This is a genomic window from uncultured Oscillibacter sp., assembly GCF_910584465.1.
Classification (GTDB): domain Bacteria; phylum Bacillota; class Clostridia; order Oscillospirales; family Oscillospiraceae; genus Oscillibacter.
The window spans coordinates 17,710-39,159 of record NZ_CAJUBK010000015.1 but is presented as its reverse complement, the minus strand read 5'-3'; the positions used below and the strand labels follow the sequence as shown (position 1 = coordinate 39,159).

General features: G+C 62.2%; 27 protein-coding genes. 12 read left to right on the top strand and 15 right to left on the bottom strand.

Going from position 1 to position 21,450, the window contains the following annotated elements; genetic code table 11:
- Positions 1-96 precede the first annotated feature (96 nt).
- The 8 genes from hprK to QZ332_RS05740 all read left to right on the top strand — a co-directional run bounded on the left by hprK (position 97) and on the right by QZ332_RS05740 (position 9,931).
- The gene (hprK, locus tag QZ332_RS05775) at positions 97-1,026 is read left to right on the top strand and encodes an HPr(Ser) kinase/phosphatase (RefSeq protein WP_295763490.1); all 930 of its coding nucleotides are present in this window, start codon (positions 97-99) and stop codon (positions 1,024-1,026) included.
- Positions 1,027-1,040: 14 nt separating this feature from the next.
- On the top strand, positions 1,041-1,955 hold the full coding sequence (locus QZ332_RS05770) for an ROK family protein (RefSeq protein WP_295763488.1): 915 nt from the start codon (positions 1,041-1,043) through the stop codon (positions 1,953-1,955).
- A 170-nt stretch (positions 1,956-2,125) separates the two neighbouring features.
- Complete coding sequence (murB, locus tag QZ332_RS05765; RefSeq protein WP_295763486.1) at positions 2,126-3,043, top strand: UDP-N-acetylmuramate dehydrogenase; 918 nt, start codon at positions 2,126-2,128, stop codon at positions 3,041-3,043.
- Between the two features lie 22 nt (positions 3,044-3,065).
- Positions 3,066-3,929 carry an RNase adapter RapZ gene (gene rapZ / locus QZ332_RS05760; RefSeq protein WP_295763485.1) on the top strand — a complete coding sequence of 288 codons (864 nt, stop codon included), beginning with the start codon at positions 3,066-3,068 and terminating at the stop codon, positions 3,927-3,929.
- A gap of 11 nt (positions 3,930-3,940) precedes the next feature.
- A complete protein-coding gene (gene yvcK, locus QZ332_RS05755) occupies positions 3,941-4,969 on the top strand; it encodes a gluconeogenesis factor YvcK family protein (RefSeq protein ID WP_295763484.1) in 1,029 nt (342 codons plus the stop codon).
- 38 nt (positions 4,970-5,007) lie between these two features.
- Positions 5,008-5,907: a DNA-binding protein WhiA gene (gene whiA / locus QZ332_RS05750; RefSeq protein WP_295763483.1), complete on the top strand. Its 900-nt coding sequence runs from the start codon at positions 5,008-5,010 to the stop codon at positions 5,905-5,907.
- A gap of 62 nt (positions 5,908-5,969) precedes the next feature.
- Positions 5,970-6,413, top strand: coding sequence for a DUF3788 domain-containing protein (locus QZ332_RS05745; RefSeq protein WP_295763482.1), 444 nt, complete (start codon positions 5,970-5,972; stop codon positions 6,411-6,413).
- A 20-nt stretch (positions 6,414-6,433) separates the two neighbouring features.
- Entirely contained in the window at positions 6,434-9,931 is a 3,498-nt protein-coding gene (locus tag QZ332_RS05740) for a DNA polymerase III subunit alpha (RefSeq protein ID WP_295763481.1), read from the top strand.
- Between the two features lie 116 nt (positions 9,932-10,047).
- Here the strand turns inward: QZ332_RS05740 and QZ332_RS05735 are convergent, their stop codons facing one another.
- Entirely contained in the window at positions 10,048-10,572 is a 525-nt protein-coding gene (locus QZ332_RS05735; protein ID WP_295763480.1) for a DUF4364 family protein, read from the bottom strand.
- A 156-nt stretch (positions 10,573-10,728) separates the two neighbouring features.
- Between QZ332_RS05735 and QZ332_RS05730 the strand changes: the two genes are divergently transcribed.
- A complete protein-coding gene (locus QZ332_RS05730; RefSeq protein WP_295763479.1) occupies positions 10,729-11,811 on the top strand; it encodes a DUF3048 domain-containing protein in 1,083 nt (360 codons plus the stop codon).
- Positions 11,812-12,048: 237 nt separating this feature from the next.
- Here the strand turns inward: QZ332_RS05730 and QZ332_RS05725 are convergent, their stop codons facing one another.
- The 4 genes from QZ332_RS05725 to QZ332_RS05710 form a co-directional block, all read right to left on the bottom strand.
- The gene (locus QZ332_RS05725) at positions 12,049-12,882 is read right to left on the bottom strand and encodes a hypothetical protein (RefSeq protein ID WP_295763478.1); all 834 of its coding nucleotides are present in this window, start codon (positions 12,880-12,882) and stop codon (positions 12,049-12,051) included.
- A 100-nt stretch (positions 12,883-12,982) separates the two neighbouring features.
- Positions 12,983-13,507, bottom strand: a complete 525-nt coding sequence (locus QZ332_RS05720; RefSeq protein WP_295763475.1) for a GNAT family N-acetyltransferase — start codon at positions 13,505-13,507, stop codon at positions 12,983-12,985.
- Positions 13,508-13,663: 156 nt separating this feature from the next.
- Complete coding sequence (locus QZ332_RS05715; RefSeq protein ID WP_295763472.1) at positions 13,664-14,656, bottom strand: IS30 family transposase; 993 nt, start codon at positions 14,654-14,656, stop codon at positions 13,664-13,666.
- 289 nt (positions 14,657-14,945) lie between these two features.
- On the bottom strand, positions 14,946-15,545 hold the full coding sequence (locus QZ332_RS05710; RefSeq protein ID WP_295763470.1) for a SprT-like domain-containing protein: 600 nt from the start codon (positions 15,543-15,545) through the stop codon (positions 14,946-14,948).
- Positions 15,546-15,727: 182 nt separating this feature from the next.
- Between QZ332_RS05710 and QZ332_RS05705 the strand changes: the two genes are divergently transcribed.
- Positions 15,728-15,907, top strand: a complete 180-nt coding sequence (locus QZ332_RS05705; protein WP_295763467.1) for an antitoxin — start codon at positions 15,728-15,730, stop codon at positions 15,905-15,907.
- 22 nt (positions 15,908-15,929) lie between these two features.
- Here QZ332_RS05705 and QZ332_RS05700 read toward each other — a convergent pair whose 3' ends face one another.
- The 7 genes from QZ332_RS05700 to QZ332_RS05670 form a co-directional block, all read right to left on the bottom strand.
- Positions 15,930-16,553: a hypothetical protein gene (locus tag QZ332_RS05700; protein WP_295763464.1), complete on the bottom strand. Its 624-nt coding sequence runs from the start codon at positions 16,551-16,553 to the stop codon at positions 15,930-15,932.
- A 75-nt stretch (positions 16,554-16,628) separates the two neighbouring features.
- Positions 16,629-16,829 carry a hypothetical protein gene (locus tag QZ332_RS05695; protein ID WP_295763461.1) on the bottom strand — a complete coding sequence of 67 codons (201 nt, stop codon included), beginning with the start codon at positions 16,827-16,829 and terminating at the stop codon, positions 16,629-16,631.
- Between the two features lie 154 nt (positions 16,830-16,983).
- Complete coding sequence (locus QZ332_RS05690; RefSeq protein WP_295763459.1) at positions 16,984-17,781, bottom strand: hypothetical protein; 798 nt, start codon at positions 17,779-17,781, stop codon at positions 16,984-16,986.
- Between the two features lie 5 nt (positions 17,782-17,786).
- On the bottom strand, positions 17,787-18,071 hold the full coding sequence (locus QZ332_RS05685; RefSeq protein WP_295763456.1) for a hypothetical protein: 285 nt from the start codon (positions 18,069-18,071) through the stop codon (positions 17,787-17,789).
- Between the two features lie 31 nt (positions 18,072-18,102).
- Entirely contained in the window at positions 18,103-18,246 is a 144-nt protein-coding gene (locus tag QZ332_RS05680) for a hypothetical protein (RefSeq protein WP_295763453.1), read from the bottom strand.
- 12 nt (positions 18,247-18,258) lie between these two features.
- On the bottom strand, positions 18,259-18,420 hold the full coding sequence (locus QZ332_RS05675) for a hypothetical protein (RefSeq protein WP_295763449.1): 162 nt from the start codon (positions 18,418-18,420) through the stop codon (positions 18,259-18,261).
- Complete coding sequence (locus QZ332_RS05670) at positions 18,408-20,114, bottom strand: hypothetical protein (protein WP_295763447.1); 1,707 nt, start codon at positions 20,112-20,114, stop codon at positions 18,408-18,410. The genes QZ332_RS05675 and QZ332_RS05670 overlap by 13 nt, the downstream gene beginning before the upstream one ends.
- A gap of 53 nt (positions 20,115-20,167) precedes the next feature.
- Here QZ332_RS05670 and QZ332_RS05665 point away from each other — a divergent pair, with 53 nt between their 5' ends.
- On the top strand, positions 20,168-20,515 hold the full coding sequence (locus tag QZ332_RS05665; RefSeq protein WP_295763444.1) for a hypothetical protein: 348 nt from the start codon (positions 20,168-20,170) through the stop codon (positions 20,513-20,515).
- On the opposite strand, the gene QZ332_RS05660 is transcribed toward QZ332_RS05665, so the two are convergent.
- Positions 20,512-20,658 (bottom strand): hypothetical protein, encoded by a 147-nt coding sequence (locus QZ332_RS05660; RefSeq protein ID WP_295763441.1) that lies wholly within the window; start codon positions 20,656-20,658, stop codon positions 20,512-20,514. The genes QZ332_RS05665 and QZ332_RS05660 overlap by 4 nt on opposite strands.
- A gap of 14 nt (positions 20,659-20,672) precedes the next feature.
- Between QZ332_RS05660 and QZ332_RS05655 the strand changes: the two genes are divergently transcribed.
- Positions 20,673-20,843, top strand: coding sequence for a hypothetical protein (locus QZ332_RS05655; RefSeq protein WP_295763438.1), 171 nt, complete (start codon positions 20,673-20,675; stop codon positions 20,841-20,843).
- On the opposite strand, the gene QZ332_RS05650 is transcribed toward QZ332_RS05655, so the two are convergent.
- A complete protein-coding gene (locus tag QZ332_RS05650; protein WP_295763436.1) occupies positions 20,840-21,064 on the bottom strand; it encodes a hypothetical protein in 225 nt (74 codons plus the stop codon). The genes QZ332_RS05655 and QZ332_RS05650 overlap by 4 nt on opposite strands.
- Before the next feature lie 138 nt (positions 21,065-21,202).
- Positions 21,203-21,445: a hypothetical protein gene (locus QZ332_RS05645; protein ID WP_295763434.1), complete on the bottom strand. Its 243-nt coding sequence runs from the start codon at positions 21,443-21,445 to the stop codon at positions 21,203-21,205.
- Between the last annotated feature and the right edge of the window lie 5 nt (positions 21,446-21,450).

The following is a 21,450-nucleotide window of genomic DNA, read 5'->3' as shown; positions in this document are numbered from 1 at the left end:
GGAGACTTCATATATAATGGGGATAGACGCGCGAAGGACGCGTGAACGAAGGATCGCCCGGAGGGGAGCGGCCCCGCCGGGAAAAGGAGAAACACCATGCGTGAGAATGGTCTGAAAGTGAAGGATCTCGTGTCCCTCTTCAACCTGGAGGTGCTGAACCAGGGGAGCGATTTCGGCACGGCCGTGCTGACCGTGCCGGACCTGAACCGGCCCGGCCTCCAGTTCCAAAGCTTCTATGACTACTTCGACCCCTGCCGCCTCCAGGTCATCGGCAAGGCGGAGGTCACCTATCTGCGCGGGCTCAGCGAGGCCCAGCGCCGCAAGTGCTTCGACGACCTCTTCCTCTACGACATCCCCGCCCTGGTCATCGCCAGGAGCCTGGACTGCTTCCCGGAGTGCATCGAGAGCGCCGTCGAGCACCAGAAGACCCTGCTCCGGACCAGCGAGGTGACGGTGAGCTTCACCAGCCGCACGATCGAATACCTGAACAAGGTCCTGGCCCCCTGCGTCACCCGCCACGGCGTCCTGCTGGACATCTATGGCGAGGGCGTCATGATCACCGGCGACTCCGGCGTGGGCAAGAGCGAGGCCGCCATCGAGCTGATCATGCGGGGCCACCGCCTGGTGGCCGACGACGCGGTGGAGTTGCGGCGCATCTCCGGCCAGCTGATGGGCACCGCTCCGGAGGTCATCCGCAATTACATCGAGCTGCGGGGCATCGGCGTCATCGACGTGCGCCAGCTCTTCGGCGTCCGGGCCATCAAGAACGAGGCCCAGCTGGATCTCGTGGTGAATTTCGAGCCCTGGGACAGCAACAAGTTCTATGACCGCCTGGGCATCGAGGATCATTTCATCGACATCCTGGACATCCAGGTCCCCATCGTCACCATCCCGGTGCGGCCGGGCCGGAACCTCGCCAGCATCGTCGAGGTGGCGGCCATGAACAACCGCCACCGGAAATTCGGCTACAACGCGGCGGAGGAGCTGGCGAAGAAAGTGGACGCCCGGGCGGACGGGAAACTGTGAGGGAGGACAGGGCCATGTATATCGGCATCGACGTAGGCGGCACGAACCTGAAGGCGGGCCTCGTGGACGAGGCGGGCGCTATCGTGAAGGCGGAGCGGGTCCCCCTGGACTTCCAGGGCCCGGAGCCCTTCGCGGCGGCCCTGGCGGAGCTGGCGGGGAAGGTGTGGCAGGAGGGCGTCCAGTGGGTGGGCGTGGGCCTGCCCGGCGCGGTGGACGGCGGCGACGTGCTCTTCACCACCAACATCCCTATGGAGGACGTGCCCCTGGAGGCGCTGTTCCGCCGCCATCTGGACCTGCCGCTGCTGCTGGGCAACGACGCGGACTGCGCCGCGGCGGGCGAGTTCTTCAGCGGCGCGGGCCGGGGGGCCCGGGACCTCGTCGTGGTGACCCTGGGCACCGGCGTGGGCTGCGGAGCGATCTTGGACGGGAAGCTCCGGGGCGGCGCGGCCTCCAGCGAGGCGGGGCATATCGTCATCTGCCAGGACGGCGAGCCCTGCAACTGCGGCCGCCGGGGCTGCTGGGAGCGCTATGCCTCCGCCACCGGCCTGATCCAGCAGACGGAGCGGGCCATGGAGGCCCATCCGGAGAGCGCGCTCCACGCCTTCGCCGCGGAGCGCGGCGTGGAGGGCCGGACGGCTTTCCAGGCGGCGGAGGCGGGGGACGAGACCGCCCTGGCCGTCTGCCGGCAGTACGCGGGCTATCTGGCCAGCGGCCTGGTGAGCCTGATCAACGTCCTGCGCCCGGAGGTCGTGGCCATCGGCGGCGGCGTGGCGGGGGCGCCGGAGCGTCTGCTGCTGGAGCCGGTGCGGGAGATCGTGGACCGGGAGTCCTTCGCCAGCCACGGGGGCCGGAGGACCCGGGTCGTCACGGCGGAGCTGGGGAACGACGCGGGCATCATCGGCGCGGCCATGCTGGGCCGGGTGCTCTGAGGCGCGTGCCCTTGCATGGCTCGGGGCCTCCCGGCGGCTTTGCCGCCTCGGGGCCCCGCATGTCCGGCGGACCGGGAGCGCCCCGGCCCGCCGGACGGATTGCGCCCGCCGCGCGGCGGCGGAGAGCGGACTTATCGGAAGATCGAGATCGGCAGCAGGGAGGCCCTTGTATGGATTGGGTGAAACAGCTTGACGAACGAGCGGCGGCGCTTTTGCCGGACGTGCCGCTTTTGGAAGAGGAACCGATGGCGAAGCACACCTCCTTCCGGGTGGGCGGCCCGGCGAAGCGGATGGCGTTCCCGGAGAGGGGGGAGCAGCTGGTGCTGCTGCTGTCCATCGCCCGGGAGTGCGGGGCCCGGCCCTTGGTGATCGGCAACGGCACGGACCTGCTGGCCCCGGACGAGGGGGTGGACCGGCTGATCGTCGGCACCGGCCGCCTCAGCCGCCTGGAGGCGGGGGAGGAGCCGGGCAGCCTCGTCGCGGAGGCCGGCGTCCCCCTGGCCCGGCTGGCGGACTTCGCCTGCAGCCAGGGACTGACGGGCCTGGAGTTCGCCCATGGCATCCCGGGCACGGTGGGCGGCGGCGTGTATATGAACGCCGGGGCCTACGGCGGGGAGCTGGCGCAGGTGGTCGGCCGCGTGACGGTGCTCTTCCCGGAGGAGGGCGTGGAGACCCTGTCCGGGGAGGCGCTGGCCTTCGGCTACCGCCGGAGCTTCCTCACGGACCGCCCGGGAGCGGTGCTGCTGTCCGCGGTGTTCCATCTGTCCCCCGGCGATCCGGCGGCGATCCGGGAGACCATGCGGGAGCTGATGGCGAAGCGCAGGGCCAGCCAGCCCCTGGAATGGCCCAGCGCGGGGAGCACCTTCAAGCGCCCGGAGGGCCACTTCGCCGGGACCCTCATCGACCGGTGCGGCCTGAAGGGCCTGACGGTGGGCGGGGCCCAGGTGTCGGAGAAGCACGCGGGCTTCGTGATCAATCGGGGCGGCGCTACCTGCGCCGACGTCCGGGGACTGATCCGGAAGATCCAGGAGACGGTCTATGAGGAGACCGGGGTCCGCCTGGAGCCGGAGGTCGGATTCATAGATTGAATGTTTGTTGGGGGGCGTTATCATGGAGATCCTGATCATCTCCGGCCTTTCCGGCGGGGGGAAGAGCAAGGCGGCGTCCTTCCTGGAGGACAGCGGCTTTTATATCGTGGACAATATGCCCGCCGCCATGATCTTGAAATTCGCGGAGTTCTGCGCCGCAGGCGGCGGACGCTACGCCCGCGTGGCCCTGGTGTACGACGTGCGGACGGCGGAGTCCTTCACGGAGCTCTTCGGCGTGCTCGATCAGCTGCGGGGCATGGAGGCCACCTGCCGGATGCTGTTCCTGGAGGCGTCCCCGGCGGCCATCATCAAGCGCTATAAGGAGACCCGCCGCCGCCATCCTCTGGAGAAGGAGTCCGATTCCCTGGAGGAGGCCGTGGAGAAGGAGCGGGAGCTGATGGAACCGGTCAAGGAACGGGCGGACTTCGTGATCGACACGACCCGGCTCTCCACCGCCCGCCTGCGGCGGGAGCTCCTCCGCCTCTTCGACGGGGAGGGGGAGCAGGCGGGCATGAGCGTGAGCGTCACTTCCTTCGGCTTCAAGTACGGCCTCCCGCTGGAGGCCGATCTGGTGCTGGACGTGCGGTTCATGCCGAACCCCTTCTATATCGAGGAGCTGCGTCATCAGACCGGCCTGGACGGGCCGGTGGCGGACTATGTGTTCAGCTTCCAGCAGACCCGGGATTTCCTCCGCAGGGTGGAAGACCTCCTGTCGTTCACCCTGCCGCTTTACGCGGAGGAGGGGAAGACCGGCCTGGTCATCGCCGTGGGCTGCACCGGCGGGCACCACCGCTCCGTGGCCATCGCCCACGCGCTGTCGGAGTTCGTCCGGCGGCAGGGCTACCGGACGGCGGAGCACCACCGGGACATGGAACGGGCAGTTTAGAAAGGAGCCCTATGGGATATCGACCTTACCGCACGCCCCGGGGACAGGGGCCCCGGATCGCCGTCATCGGCGGCGGCCACGGCCTGTCCAACATGCTCCGGGGCCTGAAGGACTATACGGAGGATCTCTCCGCCATCGTCACGGTGGCGGACGACGGCGGCGGCTCCGGCGTGCTGCGCCAGGACCTGGGGATGCCCCCGCCGGGGGACATCCGCAACTGCCTGGAGGCCCTGGCCAATACGGAGCCGCTGATGAAGCAGCTGATCGATTACCGCTTCCAGGAGGGGACCCTGGCCGGGCAGAGCTTCGGCAACCTCTTCCTGGCGGCGCTGAACGGCATCTCCCCCAGCTTCGACGCGGCGGTCCGGCGGATGAGCGAGGTCCTGGCCATCACCGGCCGGGTCCTGCCCGTGACCACCGCCGACGTGCAGCTGGAGGCGGAGTTCGAGAACGGCGCCTCCGTCATCGGCGAGTCCAAGATCTCCTACTGCAAGAAGAAGGAGGACTGCCGCATCACCAAGGTGCGCCTGCTGCCGGAGCACCCCAAGGCCCTGCCGGAGGCGCTGGCCGCCATCGATGCGGCGGACATGATCGTCCTGGGGCCCGGGAGCCTCTACACCAGCATCATCCCGAACCTCCTGGTGGACGGCATCGTGGAGGCGATCCGGGCGTCCTCCGCCTTGAAGGTCTATGTCTGCAACGTCATGACCCAGGAGGGGGAGACCGAGGGCTATACCGCCTCGGACCACATCGCGGCCCTCTTCCAGCACTCGGTGGAGGGGCTGTTCCACCTGTGCCTGGTGAACTCCTCGCCCATCCCGGAGGGCGTAGCGGCCCGCTATGCCGAGGAGGGGGCGGAGATGCTTCGCTACGACACGGACCGCTGCGCCGCCCTGGGGGTGGAGCTGGTCAGCCGCCCCATCATCATGGTGCAGGACGGCTTCGTCCGCCACCATCCCGACCGGCTGGCCCAGGAGCTGATCTTGCTCCACGCGGAGCGGAACGTCCGCATCGCGGGCGGACGCTACTGCAAGGAATAAGGCTTTATATGGACTGATCTCAGAGAGGAGGACGGCGGGTGTCCTTTTCCTTCGACACGAAGAACGAACTGTGCAGGCTGCCGGTGCAGCGGCGCTGCTGCGCCCAGGCGGAGGCTTACGGCATCCTGCTCTACTGCCATACCTTCAGCTCCTCCGAGGTCCGCATCATCACGGCGAACCCCAATCTCGCCGCCCGGCTCCCGAAGCTGTTCCACCGGGCCTTCGACCTGCGCTTCGACCGGCAGCCCGCCGTCGAGGAGGGGCGGAAGATGGTCTTCCAGATCACGGAGCGGGAGAAGCTGGACCACATCATCGACCTCCTGGGCTATGCGCCCCGGCAGAGCCTAGCCCTCCACATCAACTTCGCCATGCTGGAGGAGGACCATTGCCGGGCGGCGTTCCTCCGGGGGTGCTTCTTCGCCGGGGGGAGCATCACGGATCCCTCCAAGCGCTACCACCTGGAGCTGACCAGCTCCCACCTCCAGGCCAGCCGGGAGCTGGAGGTGCTCCTCCGGGAGAGCGGATACCCGCCCAAGAGCGTCGCCCGGAACGGGAGCTCCGTCACCTATTTCAAGCAGAGCGACCAGATCGAGGATTTCTTGACCCTCATCGGCGCGCCGGTAGCGGCGATGGAGATCATGTCCACCAAGCTGGAGAAGGGCCTGCGGAACAGCGTGAACCGCCGGCTGAACTGCGACAGTGCGAACCTGGACAAGGCGGTGGAGGCCGCCCAGAGCCAGGGGGAGGCCATCCGGAAGCTCCAGGCGGCGGGGCGGCTCATGGAGCTGCCGGACAAGCTCCAGCAGACGGCGGCGCTGCGGCTGGAGTTCCCGGAGCTGAGCCTGTCCGAGCTGGCGGAGGAGTTCGATCCGCCGGTGACGAAGTCCTGCCTGAACCACCGGCTCCGGAAGCTGGTGGAGCTGGCGGAAGGACTTTGACCCCCACATGTGATGCGTGAAGCGGTATCGCTTTACAGAGATGACAGGAGGATGCTTTTACGATGCCAGAGATGCGGGAGTGGGCCCTCCGGTACCCCATGGACCGGGAGCCCTCTATGGAGGAGATCGACCGCTATGTGGACGGGCCCCTTTGGCCGGAGCTGCGGCGGTACTTCAAGGACGCTTACGGGGCGGAGCCCCAGATGGGATACAGCCGGTGCGGCCTGGAGCCGGGATGGAACGTGAAGTTCAGGAAGGGGAGCAGGCCCCTGGCGACCGTGTATCTCCGGCCGGGCTATGTGACGGCGATGATCTCCGTCGCGCCAAAAGACGAGGCCGCGGCGGAGCGGGTCCTCCCGCTCTGTACGGAGCGCACCCGGACGCTGTACCGGGAGACGGCGTCCTCGAAGATGGGGCGCTGGCTGATGATCGACCTGACTTCCCCGGAGATCTTGGAGGACATCAAGGCCCTGCTGGCCCTCCGGGCGAGGCCGGCTGCGAGATGAGAGAGGGGAGGTGAGGCCCCATGGCCTTCGTGCACCTGCATGTGCATACGGAATACAGCCTCCTGGACGGCGCGTGCCGCATCCGGGACCTGCCGAAGATCGTGAAGGGGATGGGCCAGACGGCCTGCGCGATCACCGATCACGGGGTCATGTACGGTGCGGTGGATTTCTACCGGGCCTGCAAGGCGGAGGGGATCGAGCCCATCATCGGCTGCGAGGTCTACGTGGCCCCGGAGGGCCGGACCCGGTTCGACAAGGTCCACGAGTTCGACGCGGAGAGCCGCCACCTGGTCCTCCTCTGCGAGGACGAGGAGGGGTACCGCAACCTCTCCTACCTGGTCTCCATGGGCTGGACGGAGGGCTTCTACATCCGGCCCCGGATCGACCTGTCCCTCCTGCGGGAGCACAGCAGGGGACTGATCGCCCTGTCCGCCTGCCTGGCGGGGGAGATCCCCCGGCGGCTGCGGAACGGGGAGTATGAGAACGCCAAGCGCTATGCCCTGGAGCTGGCGGGGATCTTCGGCCCGGACCATTTCTATCTGGAGCTCCAGGACCACGGCATCCGGGATCAGGCCGTGGTGGATCGGGGGATCTTGAAGATCCACCAGGAGACGGGCCTGCCCATGGTCTGCACCAACGACGCTCACTACCTGCGGAAAGAGGACGCGGAGGCCCACGACGTGCTGCTTTGCATCCAGACCGGCAAGACCCTGGACGACGAGGACCGGATGCGCTACGAGCCCCGGAACTTCTACCTCCGGAGCGAGGAGGAGATGGCGGAGCTCTTCGCCGGCTATGAGGGCGCGCTGGAGAACACGGTGAAGATCGCGGGGATGTGCCATATGGACTTCATCTTCGGCAAGTACCACCTGCCGGAGTTCCAGCTCCCGCCGGGCTACGACAGCTTCTCCTATTTGAAGGAGCTCTGCGACGAGGGCTACCGGGCCCGCTACGGCAGGGACGAGGCCCATCGGGAGCAGCTGGAGTACGAGCAGGACATGATCGAGAAGATGGGCTTCACGGACTACTTCCTCATCGTCTCCGACTTCGTCCGCTACGCCCGGAGCGCAGGCATCCCCGTGGGGCCGGGCCGGGGCAGTGCGGCGGGATCCATGGTCAGCTACTGCCTCCACATCACGGACATCGACCCGGTGAAGTACGGCCTCTATTTCGAGCGGTTCCTGAACCCGGAGCGGGTGAGCATGCCGGATATCGACATGGATTTCGGCGACACCCGCCGGGGCGAGGTCATCGAATACGTCCGCCGGAAGTACGGCGAGGACCATGTGGCCCAGATCGTGACCTTCGGCACCATGGCCGCCCGGGGCGTGGTCCGGGACGTGGGCCGGGTGATGAACCTGCCTTACGCCGAGGTGGACCAGATCGCCAAGCAGATCCCCAATCCCCCCGGCTCCCACATCACGCTGGCCGAGGCCCTGCGCCTGACGAAGTCACTCAGCGACCTCTATGGCAGCGACGAGACGGTGAAGCGCCTGATCGACACCGCCCGGATGCTGGAGGGGATGCCCCGGAACGCCTCCACCCACGCCGCTGGCGTGGTCATCACGAAACGGCCCGTCTACGAATATGTGCCGCTGGCGCGGAACGACGACATCGTGGTCTGCCAATACGGTATGGTGACGCTGGAGGAGCTGGGCCTGCTCAAGATGGACTTCCTGGCCCTCCGGAACCTGACGGTGCTGGAGGACGCGGTACAGCTCCTGAAAGAGCGCCAGCCGGGGTTCCGCCTGGAGGACATCCCGGAGGACGACCCGGCGACCTATGAGATGCTGGCGGCGGGGAAGACCTCCGGCGTGTTCCAGATGGAGTCCACCGGCATGACCGGCGTGTGCATGGGGCTGAGGCCCCGGAGCATCGAGGACATCACCGCCATCATCGCCCTCTACCGCCCGGGCCCCATGGACTCCATCCCCCAGTTCCTGGAGTGCGCGCACGACCCGCAGAAGGTGAAGTACGACCACCCCCTGCTGGAGCCCATCCTGGCCAACACCTATGGCTGCATCGTCTACCAGGAGCAGGTCATCAAGATCTTCCAGGTCCTGGCCGGGTATTCCCTGGGACAGGCGGACATGGTCCGCCGGGCCATGAGCAAGAAGAAGGCGAAAGACCTGGAGAAGGAGCGCGAGGCGTTCCTGCACGGTGACAAGGGGAGGGGCATCACAGGCTGCGCCGCCAACGGGATACCGGAGGAGACCGCCCGGCGGATCTACGATAAGATCTACGATTTCGCGGAGTACGCCTTCAACAAGGCCCACGCCGTCAGCTACGCGGTGGTGGCCTACCAGACGGCTTATTTCAAATGCCACTACACCCGGGAGTACATGGCGGCGCTGCTGACCAGCGTCCTGGACAACTCCGACAAGGTGGCGGGCTATATCAACGAATGCCGGGACATCGGCATCGCCCTCCTGCCGCCGGACATCGACCGCTCTTTGGACCGCTTCACCGTGGAGGAGGGGGGCATCCGCTTCGGGCTGGTGGCCATCAAGAACATCGGCCGGGGCTTCATCCAGGCCGTCATGAAGGAGCGGGAGGAGAACGGCGCGTTCGCGTCCCTCCACGACTTCTGCCGCCGGATGGCGGGCAGCGACATGAACAAGCGGGCGGTGGAGAACCTGATCCGGGCCGGCGCCTTCGATTCCACCGGGGCCCGCCGCTCCCAGCTGATCCAGGTCTATGAGAAGGTGCTGGACGCCGCCGCCGCCCGGCAGCGGCAGAACCTGGAGGGGCAGATGGATTTCTTCAGCCTCGCCGCCCCCGGCGGGCTGCCCGCCGCCGGAGAGGATCCCCACCTGCCGGACATCCCGGAGTTCACCGCGCAGGAGCGGATGAACATGGAGAAGGAGACCACGGGCCTCTACCTCTCCGGGCATCCGATGGACGCCTATCGGGACATCGTGCGGCGGCTGCGGGTCCCGCAGATCGGCGCGGTCATGGAGGACTTCGCGCAGGAGACCGGGCCCGGCCGCTTCGCCGACGGGCAGTACCTGACCCTGGCCGGCGTGGTGACCTCCAGCAAGACCAAGACCACGAAGAACAACTCGCTGATGGCCTATGTGGTCCTGGAGGACGAGACCGGGTCCATCGAGATGCTGTGCTTCAGCAGGACCCTGGACCTCTGCGGCTCCTACCTCCGGGAGAACCAGGCCGTGGTGGTGAAGGGGAAGCTGTCCGTCCGGGACGAGAAGTCCCCGCAGCTCATGTGCGACTCCGCCTATCCGCTGGAGATGGCGGAGGCGGGCGCGCCCGCCCGGCCCCCCGCCGCGGCGCCGGGCAAGCTGGTGGAGGGGGAGACGCTGTACCTGAAGTTCCCCTCGCTGGAGGACCCCAGCGTCCGGCACATGAAGCTGGTGTTCACCATGTTCCCCGGCACGACCCAGGTGAAGATGGTCATGGCGGACACCCGGAAGATGTTCGGCACCCAGGTGCTGCTACACCGGGCCCTGATCCGGGAGGCCCGGGAGACCCTGGGGGAGGAAAACGTCGTGGTGAAGTGAACGAGGCGCGGGTACGGGACGGTCCCGCACCCGCGCCGGCTCGCCGGAAGAAGAGGCGCACGCGCTGCGAGAGGGGCCCCCGCGGGGGCCCCCTCTCGTTTTCGATCGGGCGTTTTTCACGGCGCGTCCGGCAAGAGGAGCTGGATGATCTGGCCGTAGAGCTCCTCCGGGGAGCTCTCGAAACGCTTCGCCACCGCCTTGGCCTGGGCCTGGTCCACCATCATCAGACGCAGGTCCATGACACCGCCCTTGTCGTCGTTCAGGGTCAGCTTCACCGTGTAGGTGCCGTTGGGCCGCCGCTCGACGGAGGAGCGCACCTGCCGCTGCCGGCGGAGCTTGCGGTTCCACGCCTCCAAATCCCGGTCGCAGCGCCGGCGGACGGAGTAGGGGAGGCTGGACTCGCAGATGGCGCTGTTCCTGCGGCCCTTCTCCGTGAGGGCGTAGAGGCCGCTGTCCGAGAGGGTCATGTGCTCCGTGCGGACCAGGTCGGCCAGGCAGTCGGAGAAGTCGAAGTAGTCGATGGCGTCGTCGCAGAGGGCCAGGTCCAAGATCGTGTCGAAGGGCACGGGCTCGATGACCCTGGCGGCGATGTAGAGGATGAGGAATTTGATCTCCAGCTTGTCTTGGATGAAACCCGGCATAGCGGCACCTCCTTGGGATAGTCCCAAGGCTATTATACTCCAGATCCGGTGGGATCGTATAGGGGGAGATCGAAATTTGGCAGATCTTGTCTTGACGCACCCACAGGATGTTGGTATCATAAGGGAGCGAGATCGAAAAAGAAAGGCGGCGGCGAGATGAAAAAGAGGACGCTCGCGTTATCCCTGGCGGTGTGGATGATATTGGCCCTGGCGGCCTGCGGGGAGGACCCGGAGCCGGAGCCCGCTCCTGAGCCTGCGGGACAAGAGGAGCCGGCCGTCCCGGAGCCGGAGCCGGATCCAGGGCCCCAGGTCCCGGCGGGGACCGACCCGCTGACGGGCCTGCCCATGGAGCCGGTATATGAGGACAGCCGGCCCATCGCCATCATGCTGAACAACCTGAAGGCCGCGCAGCCCCAGCTGGGCATCTCCCAGGCGGACATCATCTATGAGGTCCCGGTGGAGGGCGGCATCACCCGGATGCTCTGCCTGTACCAGTCGGTGGAGGACGTGGGGATCCTGGGCAGCGTCCGCTCCGCCCGGCCCTACTTCGTGGAACTGGCCCTGGGGCATGACGCCGTCTATGTCCACGCCGGCGGCAGCCAGGAGGCGTACGCCGACCTGCGGGACTGGAAGGTGGACCACATGGACGGCGTCCGGGGCGGCGACGACGCGCAGATCTTCTGGCGGGATCCGGACCGGCGGAGGGAAAACGGCTATGAGCACAGCCTGATCACCTCCGGCGAGAAGATCCTGGAGTACCTGGCGAAGGGGAAGATCGCGACGGAGCATGCGAGCGGCTGGGACTATCCCCAGGACTTCAAAGAGGACGGGACCCCGGCGGGAGGGGAGCCGGCGGAGCATATCGAGGTCCGCTTCTCCGGCTATAAGACCGGCACCTTCGACTACGACGCCGCCAGCGGGAGATACCTGGTGGGACAGTACGGGAAGGAGCACGTCGACGGCAGCACCGGCGATCAGGTCAGCGTGACGAACGTGCTGGTGCTGGAGACCTCTACCACCGTCCTGGACGACGTGGGCCGGCTCCGGGTCCGGACCACCGGCGAAGGGGAGGGGCTGTATTCCTGCGGCGGCAGGGCGGTCCCCATCCGGTGGAGCCGGGAGGACCGGGACCATCCCTTCTCCTATACGCTGGAGGACGGGAGCCCCCTGGTCCTGGGACAGGGGAGCAGCTACGTGTGCATCATGAGCCCCAAGACCAGCACGGTGGGATACCAGTGAGAGGGGAGCGGCCCGTCCCGGGATCGGGACGGGCCGCTCGGTCTGTCGAAAAACGTGGAGAGCGCATCGACGGGAAGGGAGGCCATGTGCGGGAGACCCAGGAAGGACCTCCTGCGCCATTTAGATCCGTAAGTTTTCCGAACTTCAAAAAAGTCCGGAAAACTTACTCAGCCTGTCGAAAAGACATCCTCGACAGGCTGAGAGGACCGTCCCGATCCCGGGACGGTCCTCGTTCGCTCATCTATGGCAGGCGCAGCAGCATTCCTCGTAATTCTCGGGCATCCGCACCGTGTTGGGCGGGAAGAACTCGCCCACCGGGAAGGAGATGTTCCGGAAGATGCCGCAGGGGTCCTCGCTGCCGCTGCCGCAGGCGCACTCCTTGTCGGGCATGCAGTAGTCATACACGGGCACCAGGAGCTGGGAGTCCCGCTCCAGGCGGACGATGGAGAACTGGCCCAGGGTGACGTAGATGCGGCGGCTGTCGTCCCCGCTGGAGAGCTCCCCGCCGAAGCAGCTGTTGACGAAGGAGGGCACCTCGCACAGGTCGCAGTCACAGTCCCGCTTGCCGCAGCAGTCCATGATCCGGGCGTCCAGGACGATGGGATCCACGGCCTCCACCACGGCGATGGGCAGGTTGGAGCGGCTCATGAGCTGCAGGTCCGGCTCGCCGGTGCGGAGCTCGGAGGAGAAGATCTTGGCGTTGCCCTCGCTGCCGAACAGGATGGCCCGCTTGTCGAACACGCACAGGCCCTCTACGGTGACGGGGGCGGGGCAGCTCAGGTAAGCCTGGAGGGTGACGGAGTAGAAGAAGCGCATGTCGACGGTGTAGAAGCCCCGGTTGAAGCTGACGGGCTCCACGTCGACGTAGACATAAAGGAGCTTGGCGCTGCCGCCCTTGACGGACAGCGCGCGGTCGATGACGTCCACATACTGGAGCTTGGGGTAGAAGCGCAGGTCTTCGATGCAGTCTTTATCTCGGCAGGAATCGTAGATCTTCCTGGTATGGATGCAAACCGCCTCTCGGATGCCGCTGAGGTCCTCCACGGGACCGGGCATGACTTTCTCGGGCATTGCAATACCTCCTAATAAGTAACTGGGTGAAAGGATGGGACCCTCTCAATCCAGTGTATGCGCCATCGCCCCGGAGGTGAGGGGGGAGATGCGCCGCCGTTCATGGACGATCCAGCTCCCTGCGCAGCAGGGAATAGATGCAATAGGAATGGACCGCCCCGTTCTTATAGATGCCGTCCCGCATGGTGCCCTCATAGGTGAAGCCCGCCTTCTCCAGCACCCGCCGGGAGCCCAGGTTATCGGCGAAGGGCTCGGCGAAGATGCGGATGATATCGAAACGCTCGAAAGCCTCCCGGCAGATCTGCCGCACCGCCGCCGTCATCACGCCCTGGCCCCAGTGCTCCTGCGCCAGCCAGTAGCCCAGCTCGGCGGACTTCTCATACACGTCGTCCTTCACGAAGACGCCGATGCTCCCGGCGGCCCTCCCGCCGATCAGGATGCCCCGCGTGAGCTGCCGTCCCCCTTCCTTGGAAACGCAGTCGCCCACGAACCATTCGGCGTCCGCCAGGGTGTAGGGGGTCGGGAAGACGTTCCGCAGGTTCGCCGCGATCTTGGGATCGTTGGCCGCGGAGGCGACGTCTCCTGCATCCTCCAGCTGCCAGGGCCTCAAAACGAATGGGATCATCTCGCACCTCCAAAACATGTGATCCTTACCATCATACTACGAGAGGCGGCCCCTGTCAAACGCGTCCGCCCGCCGGACACGGGGGAGGGGCGGAAAGTTCTGAAGTTTGTCAATAGTATTTGGAAAATTTCCATGCAAAAGATATTTACTAGGAGGCTAGGGGGCGGGGAAAGGGCAAACTTCCGCCCAGCGTTCCCTGGGGGTCTTGCCGTCCAGGGAGCGGCGGGGGTAGTCGTTGAGCCAGTCCTGGACGTTGTTGCAGTCCTGTTGTGTGAGCTTGGAGAAGTCGGAGCCTTTGGGGAAGAAACGGCGTATCATACGGTTCATGCGCTCATTGGAGCCACGTTCGCAGGAGGTGTACGGGTGGCAGTAGTAGACGGGGGCTATTTTCTTCATGCTGGCGTAATCCTGAAACTCGGAGCCGTTGTCTACGGTGAGGCTCTTTATGAACTTGGCCCTGCCCTGGCGTTTCAGGCGGTTTAGGGCCCTAGTGACGGAGGCCGTGGTTTTGTCTTTCAGCTTTAGGATGAGCTCATATCTGGTGAGGCGTTCGGTGAGGACGAGACAGGTTTGATTTTTGCCCTTGGCCCGGCCTATCACGGTATCCATTTCCCAATGGCCCCAGGTGGTGCGGGAGGCGATTTCCTTTGGGCGCTTCTCTATGCTAGTGCCTTTGGGATGCCGGGCGGGCTTGGTCTTTGTTTGTTTCTTGTTTGGTTTGGGCTTCTTCTCTGGAAGGTGCTTACTTGTGAGGTTTGGGAAGTAGAGGCCGGAATCTATGTAACGGTAGAGGGTATTTATGGAGATGGTCCAGGCGTGGGTTTTGGCCCAGCGTTTCAGGGCGGCGTAGGGGCTGGCCTTGTGGTTTATAATTTGGTCCTCTATGAAATGGATGAAGGTCCAGTTGTTGCCGAGCTTTGGAGGGCGGCCCTTAGCGGTTTGCTTATAATCGTAATCCTGCTGGGCGATATCGGCGGAATAGCGCCAATGGTCTACGAGGTTTTTATCTGTATGCCAATAGCCGCCACGGTTGAACTCGTAGTAGACGGTGGAGAGACTGCAACCGATATCGCTGGCAAGCTGTTTCTTTGTCAGATGGTGCTGGTGCTTCTCTATGTAAAGCCTGTCCATGTACGTGATTTTCGTCATTTTACTCTCCTCTTTCCTTTTGTGAGTGCGCAGGGCATCGGAAGGGGGCGCAGGGGCGCAAGGCATACAAAGCAAGCATTTTTGCTTTACGGAGTGCGGCTATGCGCACGGGGCCGGGCGGGCGGCTGGGCTTGGCGGCGGGCGGTTCGAGGGTGCGGCGGGGAACTCGCCGGACCCGCCGGGAACACGCTTCGCGTATCCTTGGAGGGGCTGGGAGCGGCTGGGGGAGGCGTGAGGGCATGGGAAAGCCGCCTGGGGTCCCGTGGGGTGGGATTCCAGGCGGCTTGGCTTAGGCAAGTTCCATATCCAGGCCACAGTCACCACAGATTATGTTGACGGCCTTGGTAGCTCTTACGGAGTTGCCGCAACATGGGCACACGTATTTCCGGGTACTGGAGGGCTTGGGCTCTTTGGGGTCCTTGGGGGTCCAGGAGCGGTGGGCGGTCAGCTTGCCGTTCCAATGCTGGCGGGCGCAGAGGGAGCGGAGTTCTTTTGTGGGCTGGGTGATACTCCAGCCGATGCGCTTGTCGTATTCGATGGAAAGGGCCCGCTTTTCGGCTTCCTGCTTGAAGCGGCTGTTATGGTAGGTGCCGTTCCGGCTGGTGTCCTTGATTCCGTTTTGGTCACAGTACATATGGGTCATTTCGTGAACGAGGGTTGCGATGACGTTGGCCGTGGGGCGGTCCAGGCTTTCGGCTCCCAGGTTGATTTCTCGGAAGCCCTTGCCCTGCCGGGGGGCTGTCCATGCGTCGTAGGTGGTATAATGGCCGAAGGTGCCGGGGGTGGACTGGATGGTGATGAGGGGCTTTGAAAGTGTATTTTCAAAATATTCCTTGTTCAGCACGTCGAAGGCGTCTTCCAGGAATTTCGTGGCTTGGCTGATGGTCATGGTAAGGGCTCCTTTCTCTTTTTGTTCGTGTAGGTTCAAAGGGGAATATCTTCACAAAAATGCGGGCAGATGTCACAGCACTCCGGATGTAGGCAGAAATCGCAGGACGATAAATTCAAAATTTCCTCGTTATCAGGGTTCATAGCGGCTTCCTTTCCGGGCTGGGGCCCTGGGTGGTTTTTTTGGGGAAGGACAAATACCGGGCCAAGACATATGACCGCATTGAATTGCAAGTCCCCAAGGGGACCCGTGAGGAATGGCGGACGCTGGCGGAGGCGGAGGGCAAGAGCCTGACGGCTTATATCGTCGACTGCGTGAAGCGTGCCGCCGAGAACGGCGAAAGCGAAGCCCCGGAGGATTGACCTTCCGGGGCCTTTGCGGTTGTTACCATTCCTGCCACACTTTCTCCGGCAGGGGTTTACGGCTGTACGTGTTGAACAGTTTCCAGAGGGGCGGGCAAAAAATCAGCTTTGTGCCCAGGGGCTTCCAGAAGTATTCATCAATGATCTGGTGCGTGTTCTGGTCGATGCCGACACGGCGGCTTATCTCCTTGCGTTCGATGAAGAACGGGAGGATAGAACTGCGGACAAGGTAGATGTGGCGGGCCAGCTTGCGTATTTTAATATCCATGTCCAGGCCCTGGGAGAAGAAATCCACGTCCATTTGATAATGCCGATGATACTTGTAGAAGTAGATTTCCTCATCGGTCATTTTCATTTTGCGGTTATCGTAATCAAGGCCCGCTTCATCCCAAATCAGACGGCCATCGCAGAGCATGGTATGTCCGATATCGGCTTTATCCACCTTCATGGTCCCGGTAATGGGGACGTTGGAATAGACCTTACGGCCACGCTTCATATCCGTTTTAGACAGGTAAGCCGCCATGGTAGTCTTTCCGGCACCGGGGATGCCGAAGTACAGGGAAAGGGCGTAGCCCTTGCGCTTCTTCCGTTTGGGTTTCGGAGAAGAAAAGGCGGGCCACTGGAATTTTAAGTCAGGCAGTTTCATCGATTTTGTTCCTACACTTTCAAAGGATGAAGGGAGGGGCGGCAAACTTCGTTTTTGCCGCCCCTCCCCTCTAGATCAGGCACGGGCAGAGAGCAGACGCTTGAACATCGTCACGCCCAGGCCGCACAGGGGGATACCCACACAGGCCAGGAACAGGATGGGCTCAGAGCCGACGGTGGAGGCGATGGTGCCGACCCAGCCGATAGCGGCCTCAAAGACAGAGCCCACATTGGTGATCATGCCGGACAGGGAAGTGGTGGTAGTCGTAGGGTCCATGATAATACTCCTTTCGTTTCAATTTTGGGAAAGCAATATCTTGACCGCTTTGCACACAGCGCAGAAGCAGAAAAGACCGAAGAGGTAGGAAATGGGGGGCGCGGAGAGGAAGTCACAGACGAGGCTTAGCATCGCCGTAGAGAACTCTATCATTTCAGACATTTTTGAAGAACACCCCCAGCAATTTGAACAGGGACCACAGGACAATGATGAACAGAAGCACTCCGGCTATCCAGTTGAAGTCCATCCCGGCAACGCCGGGGACGTACTGGTCATAGGAAACGCTGGTGCCGTCGGAGAGGTACTCCGTTACGGTTTGGGTCCGGGGCTGGTATTCGCCGAACAGACGGGCGGTGATATCGGCAAGAGTACCGGAGGCACGGTCCAGGGAATCGCCGCCGATGGAGTATGTAGAGTAAGGGGCCATGGTGGGCTCCTGCTGGACGGTATAGAGGGAATCCGGGGCGAAGCCGCCGAAATCAGGGAGAACGCCCGGGAGAGTGCCGGGGAGGGCATCAGGAGGGGCGGAGGGCTCCGGGGTGGGTTCAGGCTCCGGGACGGGTTCAGGCTCCGGGGCGGGTTCAGGCTCCGGGGCGGGCTCGGGCTCCGGGGCGGGCTCGGGCTCCGGGGCGGGTTCAGGCTCCGGGGCAGGTTCAGGCTCCGGGGCGGGCTCGGGCTCCGGGACAGGTTCGGGCTCCGGGGCGGGTTCAGGCTCCGGGACGGGTTCAGGCTCGGGGGCGGGCTCGGGCTCCGGGGCGGGCTCGGGCTCCGGGGCGGGCTCGGGCTCCGGGGCGGGTTCGGGCTCCGGAGCAGGTTCGGGCTCCGGAGCCGTATCCTCATAAGCGGGGGAATCGGTATCGCTGGAATCTCCGTCCAGGTCCTCCGCATAGGCCGTGACGCTAAGGCATAGGACCAGGGCCAGGAACAGGGCAAGGTATTTCTTCATCTTCATCACCTTTAAAATTCGTCGTTTTTTCTTGCGTCGGATATCGTGAGCTCTCCGCCCTTGGAATTGCCGTAGCCCTTGAATTGGGAGGACAGCCAGTCCGCCATGTCCATGGAATCATCCATGCTGAAATGCCAGCCGAAAATGTAGGACAGGACACGGAAGCCGAAGGAAACCATGAGGAGGCCCACCAGGAGGGCGGCGACGGAGAAACCCACGCCGGGGATGTCCGTTTCCGTCAGGAGCTTCCAGCCGCCCTCCAGGATTGCGCCGATGACCTGCAATGCGTCGTTCATGGGGCTTCCCTCCTTTTTTGAAAGTGCAGATTCAATAGCCGGGGATGTACTCCAGAATGAATTTCAGGAGGCGGAGGAAGAACAGGAGACCGAAGCCTACGAAGGCCATGGAGCAGACGCAGAACAGCGGGTAGGGCATCCAGAGGAAACAGGCGCGAATCAAGGTCCAGAGCATGAGGGACCTCCTTTACATGAGCCAGCGTATCATTCCCAGGAGAATGACCATGCCGAAGGATACATAGGCCAGCATTTGGACCACCATGGGGAGCAGGTCCCAGAACTGGCGGAAGAACATCATGAAATCGACGACGGCGGAGAGCATCACGTCGAGAGCGTTTAAGAGGCCCATACACTTACCCCGCTAAATGTTGAAGGACTGTTATAGAAGTCATAGTTTGACTGACTATCGCCGCCGAAGAAGAAATCAAGGGTCTTCAGGATAGCGTCGATGATACCTTCTATCAGCTTTTTGACTGCATCGGTCAGGACGCTCCAAAGCCAGGCGAAGAAGCCTTTTTTCTCCTCCTCCTCTCCGGGGTCCTCCGGAGGAGTATCCGGGGGGCTTGTCCCATCTTCGGACTTGTATTGTTCGTGACAGCGGGAGCACTCAAAGATGGTGTAGCCCTTTTGGACTAGCTGGCCTGTATCGTCATATTCCGTGGCGACGGTCTGCTTCACCTTCCAGTCGTGGCCCAGGGCCGGGATGGGGTCGGTCCTGGGCTTCTGGCACTTGGAGCAGGTGAAGAGCTTGGAGCCGGGGAGCGTGCAAGTGGCGGGGGTGGTGTCGGTCTCCGTCCAGTCGTGGGCACAAACTTCACCGGAGCCGGAGCCGTCTATGAGGTAATATATCGTGTAGTTATTGGTGATGGTGTCCCCTTTGGAGTTGTCTATTTCCTGGATGGTGATGTATTCGTCTCCATAGGTGATGGTGGAGGTATTCGTTACCGTGTCTCCGGTGGTGTTGGAGGTGGTGTAGTCTACCCTATAGGAGCGGTCCGAGTAGTCATAGGACCAGTTGGTGATGGGAACGGTGACGCCGGTTGCGGGGTTGTAGTAGGTGTTGTTCGTCTCGTTGATGATAGTGCTGTTGTCTTCTACTTTGGTGTATGAGCCTGTAAGCTGGCCGTTAGCATCAACATCGGCAATCCCGAGAGCTCCGCCAGAGATGGAAGTCGGGCGGGTGGTGGTGTTGTAGGTATTATTTACTTGCCCGATGCCGGAATCAAAAGGAACGACCTCGTACACGGGAGGATAGTAAGAATATGATGCGTGCTGAATAGAATTAGAAGAACCATCTACCACACGTTTAGAAAAATCGTAAGATACACCAGCATAATACAAAGTGGCCTTAGATTCAGCTTCATAGAAAAGAGAATAAGATTTAGACGTAGAACCTCCAATAACAGTGGAATTGGAAGCCAAGGACTTTGTTAGTCTATAATAACCGTCTATTGGATATTTCCCTGAAAATCCAGCTTGAGCATACCGATGAGTAAAAGAATTAGACCCAGCGACTGGACGCAAAAGGATAGTTTTATTTGCACAATCAAAAACGGAAATATATCCATCGTCCAACTTATCATATGAACCACTATAATGAGGACAATAACGACGATAACTGTTCCAAAAGGTATACACATACGAAATTTCGGGGGACCAGAGAATAGCGCCGTCCGAGGTGTAGCCCGTAGCCGGGAGGGTGGTCACGTAGTCGTTGTAGGCGGCGGGCAGGTCCGAGGCATAGCCTTTAAACTCCCTGCCGCAATCTCTGCAAACGCATAGAAAATATCCGTCTCCACCATCTTTTGTAAATCCGTTTGAATGGTGATAGCCATCATCAGACTTTGCGCAGACATTATCTCTAGAGCCGATGGGGACATGGGATAAAATTCCCTGGGCAATATCACCGCTGCCAGCTACCCAATTCCAAAACGACTCTACAGAAGTGTATTCAGTGTCGACAGCTTGGGCAGGAAATACAGATAGAGACAGAACAATCAAAGCCAAGAAACAGAAGAAAAATCTTAGTGCATTTTTCCGCATTGATTGACACCGCCTATCTAAACGTGATACTATCCCTAAAAGGGGGATTTGACATGAAAGAACCAAAATTAAAGTTCTGGCATCCCATCATTGGATTTATCATTATAGGAGCAATAGATACCTTAAACTGGGGCCTAAACCTTCCCGTATCAACAAAATTCCTAATTGCGGATTTAATTGATTGGGCCTCTGGCATATGCTTATTACTACTCCTTTACATCATCGTTCGGAACATCATCCGGGCCGTGAAGGGGCTGATAGCCCGGCGGAGCTCCGAAGAAACCGAGGAGCTGGAACGCCAGCGGGAGGCGGAGCGGCGGGAGGTTGAGATAGTGCGGAAGTCGAATGAAATCCTGCTACATCTTATCCAGGACGAACACCGGGAGGAGGAGGACCGCTAGGGGCGGTCCTTCTTGAAGCGGGAGAAAAACCAAACAGCAGAACTCTGGATGATATACACTAGGGCTTCAAAGCCCTGAAAGCCTATGGCAAGCGCAAAGCCAGCGCCAACATACGCAAAGAAATACGCAAATATAGAATTCATAAAGGAGCCTCCAAATGAAAGAGTTACTGTCTCAAATAGGAATGGTGTTTAAAGCCATGTTCACGGAATGGATACCAATTATTGCAAACGCAGACCTTGGTCCAATTGGAACAATCGGAACAGGCTTAGCTATTTTCGGCGCTATTATTGGACTTATTAAGCTACTACATAAACGGGGCCGCTAGATGCGGTCCTTTTTCTTGCGGTCTTGAAAGTGCGTTTTCAAAGAACGCCAGAGCCAGGAAAACAGTTTGTCAAGCGCCCAAAGGACAAAATCCAAAGAGTATTTAAGTGCGCCGAGCAAGCACAGAATGAAACACAACTGGAAAAAGCCAACGAAAAGCTCTTCCGGGGTCAAACGATGGCCCGAAGCGGCCAAAGCGAAAAGTGCGGCAGAAGCTCCCATGATAGGCCCTCCTTACGGTTATTTGTCGAAATGAGCCTTGATTTTGTCGAAGAGCCAGCACAGGAGCAGTACCAGGGCAAAGGCCAGGCCGAAGACGGCCCCAAGGAACACGAATAGCTTAAACAGCATGACAGCCATTTACTGCGCCTCCCAATACTCGGCGGGTTTGGGCTCCGCCATGGCGGCGTGGACGGCGATGATGGTGCGGAGCTCCATTGCCTCCAAGCGGGTGACACGGCCCAGGATAGCGGCGATGTCGACATAGGCGGCGGCTTTGCCCAGGAGGTACAGGGGGGCGCTTTCGGACTTCTCCACGGCGGAGGCGATAAAATCGCCGATGCCGTCATAGCTTAGGTCCTCGAAGTAAAGACGAGGTTCCATGTTGT

Excerpts from the sequence above, each read along its gene's own strand:
- QZ332_RS05745 (WP_295763482.1), top strand. The coding sequence starts at position 5,970 with ATGCCAGAGATGCGGGAGTGGGCCCTCCGGTACCCCATGGACCGGGAG.
- QZ332_RS05665 (WP_295763444.1), top strand. The coding sequence starts at position 20,168 with ATGAAAGAACCAAAATTAAAGTTCTGGCATCCCATCATTGGATTTATC.
- QZ332_RS05690 (WP_295763459.1), bottom strand. The coding sequence starts at position 17,781 with ATGAAGATGAAGAAATACCTTGCCCTGTTCCTGGCCCTGGTCCTATGC.
- QZ332_RS05710 (WP_295763470.1), bottom strand. The coding sequence starts at position 15,545 with ATGACCATCAGCCAAGCCACGAAATTCCTGGAAGACGCCTTCGACGTG.
- rapZ (WP_295763485.1), top strand. The coding sequence starts at position 3,066 with ATGGAGATCCTGATCATCTCCGGCCTTTCCGGCGGGGGGAAGAGCAAG.
- QZ332_RS05685 (WP_295763456.1), bottom strand. The coding sequence starts at position 18,071 with ATGAACGACGCATTGCAGGTCATCGGCGCAATCCTGGAGGGCGGCTGG.
- QZ332_RS05645 (WP_295763434.1), bottom strand. The coding sequence starts at position 21,445 with ATGGAACCTCGTCTTTACTTCGAGGACCTAAGCTATGACGGCATCGGC.
- QZ332_RS05700 (WP_295763464.1), bottom strand. The coding sequence starts at position 16,553 with ATGAAACTGCCTGACTTAAAATTCCAGTGGCCCGCCTTTTCTTCTCCG.
- QZ332_RS05675 (WP_295763449.1), bottom strand. The coding sequence starts at position 18,420 with ATGGGCCTCTTAAACGCTCTCGACGTGATGCTCTCCGCCGTCGTCGAT.
- QZ332_RS05730 (WP_295763479.1), top strand. The coding sequence starts at position 10,729 with ATGAAAAAGAGGACGCTCGCGTTATCCCTGGCGGTGTGGATGATATTG.
- QZ332_RS05725 (WP_295763478.1), bottom strand. The coding sequence starts at position 12,882 with ATGCCCGAGAAAGTCATGCCCGGTCCCGTGGAGGACCTCAGCGGCATC.
- QZ332_RS05695 (WP_295763461.1), bottom strand. The coding sequence starts at position 16,829 with ATGGACCCTACGACTACCACCACTTCCCTGTCCGGCATGATCACCAAT.
- QZ332_RS05650 (WP_295763436.1), bottom strand. The coding sequence starts at position 21,064 with ATGGGAGCTTCTGCCGCACTTTTCGCTTTGGCCGCTTCGGGCCATCGT.
- QZ332_RS05715 (WP_295763472.1), bottom strand. The coding sequence starts at position 14,656 with ATGACGAAAATCACGTACATGGACAGGCTTTACATAGAGAAGCACCAG.
- QZ332_RS05720 (WP_295763475.1), bottom strand. The coding sequence starts at position 13,507 with ATGATCCCATTCGTTTTGAGGCCCTGGCAGCTGGAGGATGCAGGAGAC.
- QZ332_RS05680 (WP_295763453.1), bottom strand. The coding sequence starts at position 18,246 with ATGCTCTGGACCTTGATTCGCGCCTGTTTCCTCTGGATGCCCTACCCG.
- QZ332_RS05735 (WP_295763480.1), bottom strand. The coding sequence starts at position 10,572 with ATGCCGGGTTTCATCCAAGACAAGCTGGAGATCAAATTCCTCATCCTC.
- QZ332_RS05660 (WP_295763441.1), bottom strand. The coding sequence starts at position 20,658 with ATGAATTCTATATTTGCGTATTTCTTTGCGTATGTTGGCGCTGGCTTT.
- QZ332_RS05740 (WP_295763481.1), top strand. The coding sequence starts at position 6,434 with ATGGCCTTCGTGCACCTGCATGTGCATACGGAATACAGCCTCCTGGAC.
- QZ332_RS05770 (WP_295763488.1), top strand. The coding sequence starts at position 1,041 with ATGTATATCGGCATCGACGTAGGCGGCACGAACCTGAAGGCGGGCCTC.
- yvcK (WP_295763484.1), top strand. The coding sequence starts at position 3,941 with ATGGGATATCGACCTTACCGCACGCCCCGGGGACAGGGGCCCCGGATC.
- QZ332_RS05670 (WP_295763447.1), bottom strand. The coding sequence starts at position 20,114 with ATGCGGAAAAATGCACTAAGATTTTTCTTCTGTTTCTTGGCTTTGATT.
- hprK (WP_295763490.1), top strand. The coding sequence starts at position 97 with ATGCGTGAGAATGGTCTGAAAGTGAAGGATCTCGTGTCCCTCTTCAAC.
- murB (WP_295763486.1), top strand. The coding sequence starts at position 2,126 with ATGGATTGGGTGAAACAGCTTGACGAACGAGCGGCGGCGCTTTTGCCG.
- QZ332_RS05655 (WP_295763438.1), top strand. The coding sequence starts at position 20,673 with ATGAAAGAGTTACTGTCTCAAATAGGAATGGTGTTTAAAGCCATGTTC.